Here is a 17,307-nt window from a genome sequence, read left to right on the forward strand (position 1 = left end):
ATTTCACCCACTCACCCCTCACCCCGCCCGCCGAGATCCGCGCAACTTCGGGGATGCTGCCGCCTCGCATCGCGACCAGGCAGCAAAAACAGCGAAGTTGCGCGGATCTTGGCGCTCCGGCCTGGCGAGAAGGGGTTATCCACAGGGGCTGCTGGCGGGCTGGTCCACCGGTCAAGGTGTCGTCATGCCTGTTCCTCCACGACGGCCGGCGGTCCTACAGGGGCGCGTCTTCCGCGGCTCCCACGTCGTCGCCCAAGGTCTGCTGACCCGGACGGAGTTGCGCAGCGCGGCGTGGCGCCCCCTGTTCCGGGATGTCTACGCCGATGCCCGCTTGGCGGTCACCCATCGCGAACGCTGCGCCGCCGCAGCGAGGTGGGTGCTGCCGCCCGGCGTGGTCATCGCGGGTCGCAGCGCGGCGGCGCTCTACGGTGCGGCAACGGTCGCCGACCACGAACCCCTCGACGTGCTCGTACCGTCTGGGCAGCGGTTCGGGCCGGTGTCGGGGCTCGTCGTCCACGTCGGCGCGATCAACGCGACCGACTCCGCGGCGCGTGGGGGCATCCCGCTGACCACGCCGTCGCGCACCTGCTGGGACCTCGCCCAGTGGCTGACGACCGAGGAGGCGGTTGCCATCGTGGACCGCCTCGCCGGGCAACGGCTGGTGGACCTCCCCACCTCCGCGAGGACGCCCGGGCACGGGTCGGCAGCCGGGGCTGGAAGCGGATGGTGCGGGTGGCCGAGCTGGCCGACGCCGGGGCTGAGTCCGCCCCGGAGTCCCGGCTCAGGGTGCGGATCGTGCTCGCCGGGCTGCCGAGGCCCGTGACCCAGTTCGTGGTCGAGCGCGACGGCACGTTCGTGGCCCGCCTCGACCTGGCCTGGCCGCACCTCAAGGTCGCTGTCGAGTACGACGGTCTGTGGCACAACGATCCCGAGCAGTTCCACCGAGACCGACGTCGCCTCAACCGGCTGATGGGTGAGGACTGGATCGTCCTGCACGTCACCGCGAAGCGATTCCGCGAGGACTTCGATGCCTTCCTCACCAAACTTCGCCAGGCTCTGCGGTCCCGCTCCCGCCCGCACTGACCCACACAAGCCAAGATCCGCACAACTTCAGGGATCCTGCCGTCTTACCAGGTCGTGAGGCAGCAGTTTCCCCGAAGTTGTCCGGATCTTGGGCGCGCGGGGCGCGGGGCGCGGGGCGCGGGGCGCCCGCGTGCGAGGGCGCGGCGCGTCGGGGTTAGGCGGCGGGGAGGTACTTTGTCAGGTCGTCGAGGATCTTGTTGGCGGCGCCGACGCCGATGCCGGTCATCCAGACCTCGTCGGCGACCGGGTACGCCTTGCCGGCCTTGACCGCGCCGAGGCCCTTCCACAGGGTGCCGCCGGTCATCTTGGCCTGTTCGGCGGCGGCCTTGTCGCCGTACGCGGTCACGAAGATGACGTCACCGTCGACCTCGTTGATCCGCTCGGGGCTGACCTGGTCGAAGCGCTTGTCCTCCTTGGCGGCGAGGAGCTGCCGCTCGGGGCGGCCGAGGCCGGTGTCGCCGATGACGATGCCGGAGAACGAGTCGGGGCCGTACACCCGGATGGCGCCGGGCATGAACCGCACGATCGACACCTTGCGGGTGGCGGCGTCGCCGAGCGTCGCGCCGAAGTCCTTGGCCCGCTTCTCGTACGCGGCGAGCAGGTCCTTGGCCTGCTGCTCACGGCCGAGCGCCTTGCCGTCGAGGAGGAAGTTCTCCTTCCAGGTGATGCCGACCTTGTCGGTGAACACGGTCGGCGCGATGGCGGCCAGCTCGTCGTAGAACTTCTCCTGGCGGAACTTGCTGCCCAGGATGAGGTCGGGCTTCAGCGCGTTGATCGCCTCCAGGTCGGGCTCGGTGAGCACCCCGACCTCCTTGATGCTGGCGAGCTTGTCCGCGCCGAAGTAGGTCGGCCAGCTCCTCGCCTCGCCGGCGGTGGCGGCGCCGATCGGCGTGACACCCAGCGAGAGCGCTGTGTCGATCTTGTCGGTGTCGAGGACGACGACGCGCTTGGGGTCGGCCGGGACCTTGGTGGTGCCCATGGCGTGGGTGATCTCCCGGGTCTCCCCGGTGGCGGTGCCGGCGACCGGGTCGCTCTCACCGCAGGCGGTGAGTCCGACGCCGAGGGCGACGGCCGCGGTGAGGGCGGCGACGAGACGACGCATCAGTGTCCTTTCGAGGGGTACGAGCCGGCGAGCGGGATGCTCCCGCCGTCGGCGGAGGGTGCGGAGGGGGTGACCGGGCGGGCGGTGCCGCCGGTGTGCGCGGGCACCACCAGCGGTGCCCCGGTCACCGGGCAGGGCACGACCACGCAGGCCAGCCCGAAGACGTCGCGGACCAGGTCCGCGGTGAGGATGTCGCGGGGCGGCCCGGCGGCCACCACCGTGCCGGCGCGCATCGCGACGAGGTGGTCGGCGTAGCGGGCGGCCTGGTTGAGGTCGTGCAGCACGGCCACCACGGTGCGGCCCCGCTCGACGCGCAGCCGGTGCAGCAGGTCCAGCACCTCCACCTGGTGGGCCAGGTCGAGGAAGGTGGTGGGCTCGTCCAGCAGCAGGGCGTCGGTGTCCTGGGCGAGGGTCATGGCGATCCACACCCGTTGTCGTTGGCCGCCGGAGAGGCTGTCCACCGGCCGGTCGGCGAGGCTGGCCACGTCGGCGAGGGCCATGGCCCGGTCCACGGCCGCGCCGTCCTCCGGTGACCACTGCCGCCACCACCGCTGGTACGGCTGCCGGCCGCGTCCGACGAGGTCGGCCACGGTGACGCCCTCGGGCACCAGCGGGCTCTGCGGCAGTACGCCGAGCCGGCGGGCGACCTCCCGGGTCGGCAGGTCCCGGATGGAGCTGCCGTCGAGCAGCACGGTGCCGCGGCGGGGGGTGAGCAGCCGGGCCATCGTCCGCAGGAGGGTGGACTTGCCGCAGGCGTTCGGCCCGACGATCACGGTGAACGCGTCGGTCGGCAGGTCCAGGTCGAGCCCGTCGAGCACGGTCCGCTCGTCGTAGCCGGCGACCAGGTCGCGGGTGGAGAGCATCACGACTCCTTCCGGGGGCGGGTGGCCGTCACGAGGACCGCCGCCGTCCGCGCAGCAGCAGGAAGATCAGGTACGGTCCGCCGATCGCGGCGGTCAGCACGCCGGCCGGGAGTTGGGTGGGCGCGATCAGCCGCCGGCCGGCCAGGTCGGCGAGCACCAGCAGGAGCGCGCCGAGCAGCGCCGCGCACACCAGCGGCGGTCGTTCGGCCCGGACCAGCCGCCGGGCCAGCTGCGGGGCGACGAGGGCCACGAAGTCGACGGCGCCGACCTGCGCGGTGACCATGGCGGCGACGAGGACGCCGGTGGCGGCGAGCCCGATGCGGCGGGCCACCGGGCGCAGCCCGACACCGGTCGCGGTGTCGTCGTCCAGGGCGGTGCTGTTCAGCGCCCAGCCGGCCCAGGCCAGCACCGGCAGCAGCACCAGGAGGGTGCCGGCGATCCAGGCGGCCTCGGTCCAGCCCTTGCCGGCGAGGGTGCCGATCAGCCAGATCTGTGCGCGCAGCCCGTCGATGGGGTCGGCGGTGAGCATGACCACCTCGGTCAGCGCCCGGAAGGCGAACGCGACCGCCACCCCGGCGAGAACGAACCGCTGGGCGGCCAGCCCGTGCCGGGCGCCGAGGGCGAAGAGCAGCACCGCGGCGAGCAGCCCGCCCACCAGCGCGGTGGGCGCCACCAGCACCGCGGCCATCCCGCTGGTCAGCGCGATGGTCGCGGCGAGCCCGGCGCCCTGGGTGATGCCGATGACGTCCGGGCTGGCGAGGGGGTTGCGCGCGACGCTCTGGATCAGGGTGCCGGCCACGCCGAACGCCGCGCCGGCCAGCGCGGCCAGCGCGATCCGCGGCAGGCGCAGGTCGAAGACGACCAGGTCGTACGGGGTGCCGGCGCCGGAGAGCGCGCGCAGCACGTCGGCCGGGGCGACGTACGGGGTGCCCAGGGAGAGGCTGAGCACCACGGCCAGCAGGAGCAGCACGGTCAGCGTGGTGGCCACGAGCACCGCGCGGCGGCGGATCTGGAGGCTGACCGGGCCGATCCGCAGCAGCGACCGCCCGGGCAGTCGCGCCGCGCCGTCAGCGGGCGGCGCGTCGGCGTCGGGCGTGCTCGGGGAGCCCGTGCGGCGGTCGGTGGCGGTCACGCGGTCACCACCCGGGCGCGGCGGACCAGGACGGCCAGCAGCGGCGCGCCGATGAGAGCGGTGATGATCCCGGCCGGTATCTCGCCGGGCGGGGCGACGAGCCGGCCGACGACGTCGGCGCCGAGCAGCAGCGCCGGCCCGAGCAGGGCGGAGACGGCGAGGGTCCAGCGGTGGTCGGCGCCGACGAGGGCCCGCGCCAGGTGTGGCACGGCCAGCCCGACGAAGGCGACCGGCCCGGCCGCGGCCACCGCGGCGCCGGTCAGCAGCACCGCCGCGAGGCCACCGCCGAGGCGGACCAGGCCGACCCGGTTGCCGAGGCCGCGGGCCACGTCGTCGCCGAGGGCCAGCGCGTCCAGGCCCCGGGCGACCAGGGCGGCGAGCACGAGGCCGGCGAGGACGAAGGGCGCCACCTGCGCGCTGACCGCCAGGTCCCGCCCGGCCAGCCCGCCGACGACCCAGAACCGGTACTCCTCGAAGGTGCGGGCGTCGATGCTGAGCAGCGCGTACACCCCGGAGGCGAGGCTGGCGTCGAGCGCCGCGCCGACCAGCGCGAGGGTGACCGGGCTGGCGCCCTCGCGGGCGCGGGCGGCGATGGCGAAGACCAGCAGTCCGGCGAGCAGCGCACCGGCGATGCCGAACCAGACGTACCCGGCGAGCGTGCCGACGCCGAAGACGGAGATGGCGAGGACCACGCCGAACGACGCGCCGGCGCTGATGCCCAGGATGCGCGGCTCGGCGAGGGGGTTGCGGGTGAGCGCCTGGAACAGCACGCCGGCCACGGCGAGCGCGAGCCCGACGGCGAGGCCGAGCGCCGTACGCGGCACCCGCAGCTCGCGGACGATGGTGCTGGCGTCACCGCCGTCCGGCGCGACGAGGGCGTGCCAGACCTGGTCGACGCCGAGTTGTCGGCTACCGAGCGCGAAGCTGGCGAGGACGGTGAGCAGCAGCACCAGCGCGGCGGCGACGGTGACGGCCACCCGGCGGCCGGCGCGGGTGCCGGTCCGGCCGTGGGCCGGGGCCGGCCGGGTGACGAGGGTGGTCACGAGTCTCCTGCACGTTCGCGCTTAGGTTCGCCTTACCTTAGCCGACGTGCTGAGGCCCGCCTAACTGGCGCTCGTCGATCCGAGGGCGGCTGAGCAGGGCGGACGCCCGCGCCGAGGGGGCGGCGCGCCTAGGGTGGGAGCATGCGATTCGACCAGCACACGGTCGTGCTCCTGGTCCGGCCCGAGGATGCCCCGGAGCTGCCGCAGGACGCGATCGACCGGTTGCAGGACGCGCACCTGGCCCACCAGGCGGGGCTCGTGGAGCAGGGACTGGTGCTCGCGGCCGGGCCGTTCCTGCACGCCGACGACGACCGCCTGCGGGGCTTCGTCGTGCTCTCCATCGCCCCGGACGAGGCCCGTACGCTCTACGCCAACGACCCGGCCGTGCGGGCCGGCCGCCTGGCCGTGCAGGTGATGAGCTGGCTGGTCCCGGAGGGCAACGTGCGGTTCGAGAGCGTGCCCATGCCCCAGTCGATGCTGGAGGCGGCGGCCGGCGACTGATCCGACGCCGGTGGGCTCAGCCGGTGGCGCCGGTCCGGGTCGCCGGGAGGCCTGACGAGCTGGCCGACGCGGGCGTGCTCCCCTGCTCATCCTCACCGCGGTGCTCTCGCGGTAGCTCCCCGATCGGGACCACCCGCAGCGCCTCCACCGAGCCGATGATCACCCGCAGCGCCGGGAAGTAGTCCCGCAGCACCTGCTGGCACCGGCCGCACGGCGCGATGACCGCACGCCCCCGGTCGGCGACCGTCACGATGGTCTCCAGCCCGGTCACGCCCTGCGTCGCGGCCGTGCCGACGACGATCAGCTCGGCGCAGGATCCTCCGGAGACGTGGTGGACGTTGACTCCGGTGAAGACCCGCCCGTCGGCGGTCCGGGCGGCGGCCGCAACGGTGTGGTGCTCGCTGCGGCAGCGCAGCTTGGCGACCGCCGTGGCGGCCTGCACCAGCGCCCGGTCGGTGTCCCGCAGCTCCATCCCGGCCCCCCGGCGCTCGACGTCGGCCGCAACTCTAGACGGCCGCGTGTGGCTCTGGAGATCGGCGGCGCGGTAACCCGGGGGCGGTACGCGGCCGGGCTGCCTATCCTTGGGCACGACATGCAGAATCCAGCCGCCTCCGCCGCGACCGACCCGGTTCGCGAGCTGCACCGCCGCCTCTCCCCCCTGATGTTCCGCGACCAGCGCCGGCTCCAGCGCCGCCTGGACGGGGCCCGCAAGCTGCGCGACCCGCAGCGCCGGGAGGCGGCGCTCGCCGAGATCACCACCGACCTGGCCCGGGCCGAGCAGCGGATCGCCGCCCGGCGGGCGGCCGTGCCCGTGATCACCTACCCGGCCGGCCTGCCGGTCAGCGATCGCAAGGACGACATCGCCACCGCCATCCGGGACCACCAGGTGGTGATCGTGGCCGGCGAGACCGGCTCCGGCAAGACCACCCAGATCCCCAAGATCTGTCTGGAGCTGGGGCGCGGGGTGCACGGGCTGATCGGGCACACCCAGCCCCGGCGGCTGGCCGCCCGGACGGTGGCCGACCGGATCGCCGACGAGCTGGGCACCGAGCTGGGTGACGTGGTCGGCTACAAGGTGCGCTTCACCGACCAGGTGAGCGAGCGCAGCCTGGTCAAGCTGATGACCGACGGCATCCTGCTGGCGGAGTTGCAGACCGACCGCATGCTGCGCCAGTACGACACGTTGATCATCGACGAGGCGCACGAGCGCAGCCTCAACATCGACTTCATCCTCGGGTACCTGCGGGAGCTGCTGCCCCGCCGACCCGACCTCAAGGTGATCATCACCTCGGCGACCATCGAGACCGACCGCTTCGCCCGGCACTTCGCCGGGCCGCCCACGACCGACGAGCCGCAGGGCGTGCCGGCGCCGGTGGTGGAGGTGTCGGGTCGTACCTACCCGGTGGAGGTGCGCTACCGGCCCCTCGTCGAGCTCGCCGAGGGCGAGGAGGACGGCGACGGCGACGAGGAGAACGTCCGCGACCAGATCCAGGCGATCGGCGACGCCGTCGAGGAGCTGGCCGCCGAGGGCCCCGGCGACATCCTGGTCTTCCTCAGCGGGGAACGCGAGATCCGGGACACCGCCGACGCGTTGGGCAAGCTGGTGCAGAAGAAGCGCTCGCTGCTCGGCACCGAGATCCTGCCGCTGTACGCGCGGCTCTCCTCCGCCGAGCAGCACCGGGTCTTCGCCGCGCACACGTCGCGTCGGGTGGTGCTCGCCACCAACGTCGCGGAGACCTCGCTGACCGTGCCCGGCATCAAGTACGTGGTGGACCCGGGCACCGCCCGGATCTCCCGCTACTCCAGCCGGCTGAAGGTGCAGCGGCTGCCGATCGAGCCGGTCTCGCAGGCGTCGGCCAACCAGCGCAAGGGCCGCTGCGGCCGGACCTCGGACGGCATCTGCATCCGCCTCTACGACGAGCAGGACTTCCTCTCCCGGCCGGAGTTCACCGACCCGGAGATCCTGCGCACCAACCTGGCGTCGGTCATCCTCCAGATGACGGCGATCGGGCTGGGCGACCTGGCCGCGTTCCCGTTCATCGACCCGCCGGACCGGCGCAACATCGCCGACGGCGTCAACCTGCTGCACGAGCTGGGCGCGCTCGACCCGGCCGAGGCCGACCCGGCCAAGCGGCTCACCGCGCTGGGCCGGCGGCTGGCCCAGCTGCCGGTCGACCCGCGACTGGCCCGGATGGTGGTCGAGGGCGAGCGCAACGGCTGCGCCACCGAGGTGTTGGTGATCGCCGCCGCGCTCTCCATCCAGGACCCGCGCGAGCGGCCGGCGGAGAAGCAGGCCCAGGCCGACCAGGCGCACGCCCGGTTCGCCGACAAGGAGTCGGACTTCGTCGCCTACCTGAACCTGTGGCGCTACCTGCGGGAACAGCAGCGGGAGCTGTCCTCCAGCGCGTTCCGCCGGATGTGCAAGGCGGAGTACCTGAACTACCTGCGGATCCGCGAGTGGCAGGACATCGTCAGTCAACTGCGGCAGGTGCTGCGTACCCCGCAGGAGGGCGACCGGCGTGGTGGGCGCCCGGCGCGCGACACCTCGGACGACGCGGACGCCGGCCGGGGCCGCCGGGGCGGCGCGGACCTGCCGGAGGAGATCGACACCCCGAAGGTGCACCAGTCGCTGCTGCCCGGCCTGCTGTCGCACATCGGCCTGAAGGACGCGCAGAAGCACGAGTACCTGGGGGCGCGGGGCGCGAAGTTCGGGCTCTTCCCCGGTTCGGCGTTGTTCAGGAAGCCGCCGCGCTGGGTGATGGCCGCCGAGCTGGTGGAGACCTCGCGGCTGTGGGGCCGGATCGCCGGCCGGGTCGAGCCGGAGTGGGTCGAGCCGCTGGCGCAGCACCTGGTCAAGCGCAGCTACAGCGAGCCGCACTGGGAGAAGAAGCAGGCCGCGGTGATGGCCTACGAGAAGGTCACCCTGTACGGCGTCCCGCTGGTCGCCTCCCGCAAGGTCAACTTCGGGCGGATCGACCCGACGCTGAGCCGGGAGCTGTTCATCCGGCACGCCCTGGTGGAGGGCGACTGGCAGACCCACCACCAGTTCTGGGCGGACAACAAGCGGTTGCTGGGCGAGATCGAGGAGCTGGAGAGCCGGGCCCGCCGCCGGGACATCCTGGTCGACGACGAGACGATCTTCGCCTTCTACGACCAGCGGATCCCGGCCGACGTGGTCTCCGGCCGGCACTTCGACAGCTGGTGGAAGAAGACCCGCCGGGACCAACCCGACCTGCTGACGTTCACCCGGGACCTGCTGGTCAACGACGGCCGGGCCGGGGTGGACGAGGGCGACTACCCGGACGAGTGGCGAGCCGACGGGGTGAGCCTGCCGCTGACCTACCGCTTCGAGCCGGGCACACCGACCGACGGCGTCACCGTGGACATCCCCCTGCCGCTGCTCAACCAGGTGCCGGCGGAGAGCTTCGACTGGCAGGTGCCCGGGCTGCGCGAGGAACTGGTGATCGCGCTGATCCGCTCGCTGCCCAAGCCGGTGCGCCGCAACTTCGTCCCGGTGCCGGACTTCGCCCGGGCCGCCCTCGCGGCGATCACCCCCGGCGAGGAACCGCTGCTGGACGCGCTCACCCGGCAGCTACGCCGGATGACCGGTGTCACCGTGCCCCGCGACGCCTGGGAACCGGGCAAGCTCCCGGCCCACCTGCGGGTGACCTTCCGGGTGCTGGGCGACGACGAGAAGCCCGTCGCCGAGGGCAAGGACCTGACGGCCCTGCAACGCCAGCTCCGCCAGGAGGTACGCCAGGTCGTGGCGGCCGCCGCGCCGGAGGTGGCCCGCACCGGGCTGCGCGAGTGGAGCATCGGCACGCTGCCGCGCACCATCGAGCAGGTCCGCGCCGGCTACGCGGTCACCGCGTACCCGGCGCTGGTCGACGAGGGCGCCACGGTCGGGGTGAAGGTCTTCGACTCCCCCGCCGAGGCGGAGGCGGCGCACTGGGCCGGCACCCGCCGGCTGCTGCGGCTCACCGTGCCGTCCCCGGCGCGCTTCCTGCAGGGCCGGCTGAGCAACGAGGCGAAGCTGGCGCTGAGCCGCAACCCGCACGGCGGCGTGCAGGAGCTGATCGAGGACGCGGCGGGCGCGGCCATCGACCGGCTGATCGGCGACGCCGGCGGGCCGGCCTGGGACGCCGAGGGGTTCGCGGCGCTGCGCGAGAAGGTCCGCGCCGACCTGGTCGACACCGTGGTCGAGGTCATGGAGCGGGTCCGCAAGGTGCTCGGCGCCGCGTACGCCGTCGAGCAGCGGCTCGGCGCCACCCGCGACCTCGCCGTGGTGGCCGCGCTGGCCGACATCCGCAACCAGCTCGCCGGGCTGGTGCACGCCGGTTTCATCACCGAGACCGGCTACGCCCGCCTGCCCGACCTGCTGCGCTACCTCACCGCGATCGAGCGCCGGCTGGACCGTCTCGCGGGCAACCCGCAGCGGGACCGCCAGCAGCAGGACCGGGTGGCGGCGGTGCAGAAGGAGTACGCCGACATGCTCGCCGCGCTGCCGCCGGCACGCCGGCAGGAGACCGCCGTACGGCAGATCCGCTGGATGATCGAGGAGTTGCGGGTGAACGTCTTCGCCCAGGCGCTGGGCACCCCGTACCCCGTCTCGGAGCAGCGGATCTACCGGGCGATGGACGACGCCGAGGGCAGATGACGGGCGGTCAGCGCGGGTCCACGCCGGGCGGGAGGTCGTCGCGGTCGATCGCGGACTGCACGTAGTCGAGCAGGATCCGGCGCAGCTCCCGGCCGGCGTGGGTGGGCACCACGTCGCGCCGGCGGGCCACCGCGATGGTCCGCCGCACCCCGGGCGGCGCCAGCGGGGTGATCCGCACACCCGGCCGGCGGGCCAGCACGATGCCGGGCACCAGGGCGATGCCGAGCCCCGCCTCGACGAAGCTGAGCACCGCGTCCATCTCGCCGCCGTCCACCGCGAAGGTCGGCTCGAAGCCCGCCGCGCGGCACGCCTCGATGGTGGCGTCGCGCAGGTCGTAGCCCTCCCGGAACATCACCATCGGCTGGTCGCGCAGGTCGGTGATGCGCAGCTCCCCGCTCGCCGAGGCGGTCGGCACCTCCCCCACCGAGGCCACCACCAGGCTCTCCTGGAGGATCGGGTCGACGCGCAGCCCCGGGTCGGCGCCCTGGGCCGGCATGATGATGAGGGCCAGGTCGAGGTCGCCGCGGAGCAGGTCGCGCACGAGGTCCTGGGATCCGCTCTCCTCGACCTTCAGGTCGACGGTGGGGTGCGCGTCGCGGAACCGGCGCAGCACCGGCGGGGCGAGCGACGTGGCCAGGCTGGGGGTGGCGCCGAGCCGGACGCGGCCCCGGCGGAGTCCGACCAGCTCCTGGACCTCCCGGGTGGCGGTGTCCACGTCGGCGAGGATCCGGGTGGCCAGTGGCAGCAGCACCTCGCCGGCCGCGGTGAGGGCGATGTTGCCCCGTACCCGCTCGAACAGCGGGGCGCCGAGATCGGTCTCCAGAGCGTGAATTTGCTTACTGAGTGAAGGCTGAGTGATGCCGACCAGGTCGGCGGCTTGGGTGAAATGTCGTACTTCGGCCACCGCAGTGAAGTACCGGAGCTGATGCAACTGCATCTACATAGCCTACGGCTATCAAGACTGCGAGTTTGATGCATTGGACGACTGGTGCAAGTCCTCCTAGCGTCGGTTGCGTGGTAGTCACGAGAACTCGGTCGCCCATCCGCTCCAACGTCGGCCTCAAGGCCGTCATGGCGGTGACGGGCATCCTGCTGGCGCTGTTCCTCATCGCGCACATGCTCGGAAACCTGAAGGTGTTCACGGGGGAGACCTCGTTCGACCACTACGCGCACTGGCTGCGCGACATCGGCAAGCCGCTGCTGCCCGGCGTGTGGTTCCTGTGGATCCTGCGGACCGTGCTGGTGGTGGCCGTCGTCGCGCACATCGTCGCCGCGACCGTGCTCGCCCGGCGGGCCCGCGCGGCCCGCCCGGTGAAGTACGCCCACCGCAAGAAGATCAACGGCAGCTACGCGGCCCGCACCATGCGCTGGGGCGGGGTGATCATCCTGCTCTTCGTGATCTACCACCTCCTGGACCTGACCACCGGCACGCTGAACCCGGTCGGCAACGAGAGCAAGCCGTACGGCAACGTCGTCGCCGACTTCGCGCCGGAGCGCTGGTACGTGACGCTCTTCTACACCCTCGCCATCGTCGCGGTGGGCTTCCACCTGCGGCACGGCGCCTTCAGCGCGTTCCGCAGTCTCGGCCAGCAGACGCCGCGGGGCGAGCGCCGGGCGCGCACCGCCGCGCTGGTGTTCGCCGTGCTGCTCTGCGCCGGATACCTGGTGGTCCCGTTCGCCGTACTCACCGGATTGGTGTCCTGACATGGAACTCTTCACCGAGGGCGACCCGATCGCCGACACCAGGGCTCCCGCCGGCCCGATCGACAAGCGCTGGGAGACCCGGCGCTTCGAGGCCAAGCTGGTCAACCCGGCCAACCGCCGCAAGATGACGGTGATCGTCGTCGGCACGGGCCTGGCCGGCGGCTCGGCGGCGGCCACCCTGGCCGAGCAGGGCTACCACGTCCGGTCCTACTGCTACCAGGACAGCCCGCGCCGGGCGCACTCGATCGCGGCCCAGGGCGGCATCAACGCGGCGAAGAACTACCGCAACGACGGCGACTCGGTGCACCGGCTGTTCTACGACACCGTCAAGGGCGGCGACTTCCGCTCCCGGGAGTCGAACGTGCACCGGCTGGCCGAGGTCTCGGTCAACATCATCGACCAGTGCGTCGCGCAGGGCGTGCCGTTCGCCCGCGAGTACGGCGGCCTGCTGGACACCCGCTCCTTCGGCGGGGCCCAGGTGCAGCGCACCTTCTACGCCCGGGGCCAGACGGGCCAGCAGCTGCTGCTGGGCGCGTACCAGGCGCTGGAGCGGCAGATCGGCCTCGGTAACGTGGAGATGAACGCCCGGCACGAGATGCTGGAGCTGGTCGTCGTGGACGGCAAGGCCCGGGGCATCGTCGTCCGGGACCTGGTCACCGGGGAGATCAGCACCGAGATGGCCGACGCCGTGGTGCTCGCCTCCGGCGGCTACGGCAACGTCTTCTACCTCTCCACCAACGCCAAGGGCTGCAACGTCACCGCCACGTGGCGGGCGCACCGCAAGGGCGCGTACTTCGCGAACCCCTGCTACACGCAGATCCACCCGACCTGCATCCCGGTCTCCGGCGACCACCAGTCGAAGCTGACCCTGATGAGCGAGTCGCTGCGCAACGACGGCCGCGTCTGGGTGCCGAAGGCCAAGGGCGACGACCGCAACCCCCGCGACATCCCCGAGGACGAGCGGGACTACTACCTGGAGCGGATCTACCCCTCCTTCGGCAACCTGGTCCCCCGCGACATCGCCTCGCGCGCCGCGAAGAACGTCTGCGACGAGGGTCGGGGCGTCGGGCCGACCAAGCTGGGCGTCTACCTCGACTTCGCCGACGCGATCGACCGGCTGGGCCGCAAGGCCATCGAGGCCAAGTACGGCAACCTCTTCGAGATGTACGAGCGGATCACCGGCGAGGACCCGTACGAGGTGCCGATGCGGATCTACCCCGCCGTGCACTACACAATGGGCGGGCTCTGGGTCGACTACGACCTCCAGTCGAGCATCCCGGGCCTGTTCGTGATCGGTGAGGCGAACTTCTCCGACCACGGCGCCAACCGGCTCGGCGCCTCGGCGCTGATGCAGGGCCTGGCCGACGGCTACTTCGTGCTGCCCACCACCATCGCCAACTACCTGGCCTCGGGCCCGCTGGAGAAGGTCGACGCCAGCCACCCGGCGGCGGTCGAGGCGCGCGCCGACGTCGAGGACCGGATCCAGCGGCTGCTGGCGGTCAACGGCGACCGGACGGTGGACTCGTTCCACCGGGAGCTGGGCCAGATCATGTGGGAGCACTGCGGCATGGAGCGCAGCGACGCCGGCCTGCGCAAGGCGATCGGCGAGATCCGCGCCCTGCGCGACCAGTTCTGGCAGCGGGTCAAGGTGTCCGGCACCGGCGAGGAACTCAACCAGTCGCTGGAGAAGGCCGGCCGGGTAGCCGACTTCTTCGAGCTGGCCGAGCTGATGTGCATCGACGCCCTGCACCGCGAGGAGTCCTGCGGCGGGCACTTCCGGGCCGAGCACCAGACCCCGGACGGCGAGGCGCAGCGCGACGACGACCGGTTCGCGTACGTGGCGGCGTGGGAGTTCACCGCCACCGGCGAGCCCTCGGTGCTGCACAAGGAAGACCTGAAGTTCGAGTACGTCCACCCCACGCAGCGGAGCTACAAGTGAACCTGACCCTGCGCATCTGGCGCCAGAAGGGCCCTGAGGACAAGGGTCGGATGGTGACCTACCCGGTCGACGACGTGTCCCCGGACATGTCGTTCCTCGAGATGCTCGACGTGCTCAACGAGCGGCTGATCCTCGCCGGCGAGGACCCGGTGGCGTTCGACCACGACTGCCGCGAGGGCATCTGCGGCATGTGCGGCTTGATGATCAACGGCGACGCGCACGGGCCGCAGCGCGGCACCACCGCGTGCCAGCTGCACATGCGGCAGTTCACCGACGGCGAGACGATCGACATCGAGCCGTGGCGGGCGAGCGCCTTCCCGGTGATCAAGGACCTGGTCGTCAACCGGGGCGCCCTCGACAAGATCATCGCCGCCGGTGGCTACATCACCGCGCCGACCGGCAGCGCGCCCGAGGCGCACTCGACCCCGGTGGCCAAGGCCAACGCGGACGCCGCCTTCGAGTCGGCCGCCTGCATCGGCTGCGGCGCGTGCGTGGCCGCATGCCCGAACGGCTCCGGGATGCTCTTCACCGCCGCGAAGCTCACCCAGCTCTCGCTGCTGCCGCAGGGCCAGCCGGAGCGGTACACGCGGGTGATCGGCATGGTCGACGCGCACGACGAGGCCGGCTTCGGTGGCTGCACCAACGCCGGTGAGTGCACCCCGGCCTGCCCGAAGGGCATCCCGCTGAACACCATCGGCCGGCTCAACCGGGACTACCTCCAGGCAACCGCGAAGGGCGCCGGCAACACCCCCGGCTCCTGAGGCCGCACCCCCCTCCAGACCGCCGTACCCCGCGCCTCCGGGGTACGGCGGTCTGGCGTAGATCGACCCGACGTCCCTGGTGTCGGGGTGTCCCCGGCGCGGCGACCGGTCGACCTTCACGGAACCCGGGTCGATCGGACGCCGGTTCAAGTCCCCGAGCGCGGGTAGCAGTCCGGTGGACGGCGACGAGAGGGGACGGACATGAAGGCGTTGACCTGGCACGGCCGGCGGGACGTACGGGTCGACGAGGTGCCGGATCCCCGCATCGAGGAGCCGACCGACGCGATCATCAAGGTCACCTCGACCGCGATCTGCGGCTCCGACCTGCACCTGTACGAGGTGCTGGGGCCGTACCTGAAGCCCGGCGACATCCTCGGCCACGAGCCGATGGGCATCGTCGAGGAGGTCGGGCCGGAGGTGACCCGGCTCAAGCCCGGCGACCGGGTGGTGGTGCCGTTCAACATCTCCTGCGGCAGCTGCTGGATGTGCGAGCGCCAGCTCTACGCCCAGTGCGAGACCACCCAGGTCGGCAGCGAGGGCAAGGGCGCGGCGCTGTTCGGCTACACCTCGCTCTACGGCTCCGTCCCCGGCGGGCAGGCCGAGTACCTGCGCGTGCCGCAGGCCCACTTCGGCCCGATCACCGTCCCGCAGACCGGCGCGGACGAGCGCTACCTCTACCTCTCCGACATCCTGCCCACCGCCTGGCAGGCGGTGAAGTACGCCGACACCCCACCGGGCGGCACCCTGGCGGTGTTCGGGTTGGGCCCCGTCGGTCAGTTCTGTGCGCGGATCGGCCGCCACCTCGGCGCCGGCCGGGTGATCGGGCTGGACCTGGTGCCCGAGCGGCTGGAGCTGGCCCGCCGGCACGGCATCGAGGTGCTCGACGTCCGCGAGCTGGACGACGTTCCGGGCGCCCTGATCGACCTGGTCGACGGGCGCGGCCCCGACGCGGTGATCGACGCCGTCGGCATGGAGGCGCACGGCTCCCCGGTCGGCAAGCTCGCCCACGCCGCCGTCGGACTGCTGCCGGACAAACTGGCCCAGACGATGACCGACCGGGTCGGCCTGGACCGGCTCTCCGTCCTGCACGCCGCGATCAAGGCGGTCCGGCGCGGCGGGACCGTCTCGCTCTCCGGCGTCTACGGCGGCGAGGCCGACCCGATGCCGATGATGGAGATGTTCGACCGGGGCATCCAGCTGCGGATGGGGCAGTGCCACGTGCGCCGGTGGACCGACGAGATGCTGCCGCTGCTCGCCCGCGACGACGACCCGCTGGGCGTGGAGGACCTGCGGACCCACCGGATGCCGCTGGCCCAGGCGCCGCAGGCGTACGAGATGTTCCAGAAGAAGGACGACGGCTGCATCAAGGTCGTGCTCGCGCCGTGAGCCGGGTCGTGGTGGTCGTCGGCGCGAGCAGCGGGATCGGCCGGGCCACGGCCCGGGCGTTCGCCGAGCGCGGCGACCGCCTCGTCCTCGCCGCCCGTGCCGCACAGACCCTCGCCGAGGTACGCGCGGAGTGTGCCGACGCGGAGGTGCTGACCGTGCCCACCGACGTCACCGAGCCGGGCGCCCTGGACGCGCTCGCCCGCGCCGCGACCGACCGGTTCGGCCGCGTCGACGTCTGGGTGCACACAGCGGCGGTGATGGCCTACGGGCGCTTCGACGAGCTGCCGGAGCGGGTCTTCGACGAGGTGGTGCGGACGGATCTGCTGGCCGTGGCCACCTCGGCGCGGGTGGCGTTGCGGCACTTCCGCGCCACCGGCTCCGGCACCCTGATCCTGACCGGCTCGGTCCTCGGGCACATCACCGCCCCCTACATGAGCGCGTACGTGGCCAGCAAGTGGGGGTTGCAGGGGCTGGTCCGGACGGTGCAGCAGGAGCTGCGGGACAGCCCGCGGATCCGGCTGTGCCTGGTCAACCCGGGCAGCGTGGACACCCCGGTGTACCAGCAGGCGGCCAACTACCTGGGTCGGATCGGCCGGCCCCCACCGCCGGTCAGCGGGCCGCAGCGGGTGGCCCGGGCCATCGTGGACTGCGTGGACCGGCCCCGCCGGGAGGTCTCCGTGGGCCGGCTGAACTACGTGATGCGGGTCGGCTTCACCGCGCTGCCGGGCGTCTACGACGTCCTCGTCGGACCGCTGATGCGGCTCGCCGGCCTCAGCGGACGGGCTGTCGACGCCCACGACGGCACGGTCTTCGCCCCGAACCCGGCCAGCGAGGCGCTGCGCGGCGGTCATCTGCCCGACCTGCGGCAACTCGCCCGCAGCGTGCCCGGGCCGGTCGGCGCCGCGCTGCGCCGACGGCTCGGGTGAGCGGTCGGGGGACATCTTGCATCGATCAACTCGCCTAGGGTGGTGGTCCGGCACGCGCTCCGGCGCACCACGATGGGGGAGACGATTGACCATCCGACTGAACCGCAGGACCGCACTCGGTCTGGGCACGGTGGCCACCGCCGGCACCGTGCCCAGACCGAGTGCGGTCCTGCGGTTCAGTCGGATGGTCAATCGTCTCCCCCATCGTGG

Annotated in this window: 14 protein-coding genes; 8 read left to right on the plus strand and 6 right to left on the minus strand. The window is 72.7% G+C overall.

Annotation, left to right across the window (positions count from 1 at the left end; translation table 11 throughout):
- Positions 1–723 precede the first annotated feature (723 nt).
- The gene (locus tag DKT68_RS09270; protein WP_109817012.1) at positions 724–1,083 is read left to right on the plus strand and encodes an endonuclease domain-containing protein; all 360 of its coding nucleotides are present in this window, start codon (positions 724–726) and stop codon (positions 1,081–1,083) included.
- A gap of 154 nt (positions 1,084–1,237) precedes the next feature.
- On the opposite strand, the gene DKT68_RS09275 is transcribed toward DKT68_RS09270, so the two are convergent.
- The 4 genes from DKT68_RS09275 to DKT68_RS09290 are packed head-to-tail and all read right to left on the minus strand — an operon-like array spanning position 1,238 to position 5,223.
- Positions 1,238–2,185: an ABC transporter substrate-binding protein gene (locus DKT68_RS09275; protein WP_109817013.1), complete on the minus strand. Its 948-nt coding sequence runs from the start codon at positions 2,183–2,185 to the stop codon at positions 1,238–1,240.
- Complete coding sequence (locus tag DKT68_RS09280; RefSeq protein WP_109817024.1) at positions 2,185–3,048, minus strand: ABC transporter ATP-binding protein; 864 nt, start codon at positions 3,046–3,048, stop codon at positions 2,185–2,187. The genes DKT68_RS09275 and DKT68_RS09280 overlap by 1 nt, the downstream gene beginning before the upstream one ends.
- A gap of 28 nt (positions 3,049–3,076) precedes the next feature.
- Positions 3,077–4,180 carry a FecCD family ABC transporter permease gene (locus DKT68_RS09285; protein WP_236646804.1) on the minus strand — a complete coding sequence of 368 codons (1,104 nt, stop codon included), beginning with the start codon at positions 4,178–4,180 and terminating at the stop codon, positions 3,077–3,079.
- Positions 4,177–5,223: a FecCD family ABC transporter permease gene (locus DKT68_RS09290; RefSeq protein WP_109817014.1), complete on the minus strand. Its 1,047-nt coding sequence runs from the start codon at positions 5,221–5,223 to the stop codon at positions 4,177–4,179. The genes DKT68_RS09285 and DKT68_RS09290 overlap by 4 nt, the downstream gene beginning before the upstream one ends.
- A 141-nt stretch (positions 5,224–5,364) precedes the next feature.
- Here DKT68_RS09290 and DKT68_RS09295 point away from each other — a divergent pair, with 141 nt between their 5' ends.
- Complete coding sequence (locus tag DKT68_RS09295) at positions 5,365–5,724, plus strand: YciI family protein (RefSeq protein ID WP_109817015.1); 360 nt, start codon at positions 5,365–5,367, stop codon at positions 5,722–5,724.
- 16 nt (positions 5,725–5,740) lie between these two features.
- Here DKT68_RS09295 and DKT68_RS09300 read toward each other — a convergent pair whose 3' ends face one another.
- Entirely contained in the window at positions 5,741–6,196 is a 456-nt protein-coding gene (locus DKT68_RS09300) for a cytidine/deoxycytidylate deaminase family protein (protein WP_109817016.1), read from the minus strand.
- Positions 6,197–6,316: 120 nt separating this feature from the next.
- Here DKT68_RS09300 and hrpA point away from each other — a divergent pair, with 120 nt between their 5' ends.
- On the plus strand, positions 6,317–10,381 hold the full coding sequence (hrpA, locus tag DKT68_RS09305; RefSeq protein ID WP_109817017.1) for an ATP-dependent RNA helicase HrpA: 4,065 nt from the start codon (positions 6,317–6,319) through the stop codon (positions 10,379–10,381).
- A 7-nt stretch (positions 10,382–10,388) separates the two neighbouring features.
- Here hrpA and DKT68_RS09310 read toward each other — a convergent pair whose 3' ends face one another.
- Positions 10,389–11,318 (minus strand): LysR family transcriptional regulator, encoded by a 930-nt coding sequence (locus tag DKT68_RS09310; protein WP_109817018.1) that lies wholly within the window; start codon positions 11,316–11,318, stop codon positions 10,389–10,391.
- Between the two features lie 35 nt (positions 11,319–11,353).
- Here DKT68_RS09310 and DKT68_RS09315 point away from each other — a divergent pair, with 35 nt between their 5' ends.
- The 5 genes from DKT68_RS09315 (at position 11,354) to DKT68_RS09335 (ending at position 17,097) form a co-directional block, all read left to right on the plus strand.
- Entirely contained in the window at positions 11,354–12,085 is a 732-nt protein-coding gene (locus tag DKT68_RS09315) for a succinate dehydrogenase cytochrome b subunit (protein ID WP_109817019.1), read from the plus strand.
- Position 12,086: 1 nt separating this feature from the next.
- Positions 12,087–14,024, plus strand: coding sequence for a fumarate reductase/succinate dehydrogenase flavoprotein subunit (locus DKT68_RS09320; protein ID WP_109817020.1), 1,938 nt, complete (start codon positions 12,087–12,089; stop codon positions 14,022–14,024).
- Positions 14,021–14,785 carry a succinate dehydrogenase/fumarate reductase iron-sulfur subunit gene (locus DKT68_RS09325; protein WP_109817021.1) on the plus strand — a complete coding sequence of 255 codons (765 nt, stop codon included), beginning with the start codon at positions 14,021–14,023 and terminating at the stop codon, positions 14,783–14,785. The genes DKT68_RS09320 and DKT68_RS09325 overlap by 4 nt, the downstream gene beginning before the upstream one ends.
- Positions 14,786–14,986: 201 nt before the next feature.
- Entirely contained in the window at positions 14,987–16,171 is a 1,185-nt protein-coding gene (locus tag DKT68_RS09330; protein WP_109817022.1) for a zinc-dependent alcohol dehydrogenase, read from the plus strand.
- A complete protein-coding gene (locus DKT68_RS09335; protein WP_109817023.1) occupies positions 16,168–17,097 on the plus strand; it encodes an SDR family NAD(P)-dependent oxidoreductase in 930 nt (309 codons plus the stop codon). Before DKT68_RS09330 ends, DKT68_RS09335 begins: the two co-directional genes overlap by 4 nt.
- Positions 17,098–17,307: the final 210 nt, after the last annotated feature.

The sequence above is a fragment of the Micromonospora acroterricola genome (assembly GCF_003172955.1).
GTDB lineage: Bacteria > Actinomycetota > Actinomycetes > Mycobacteriales > Micromonosporaceae > Micromonospora > Micromonospora acroterricola.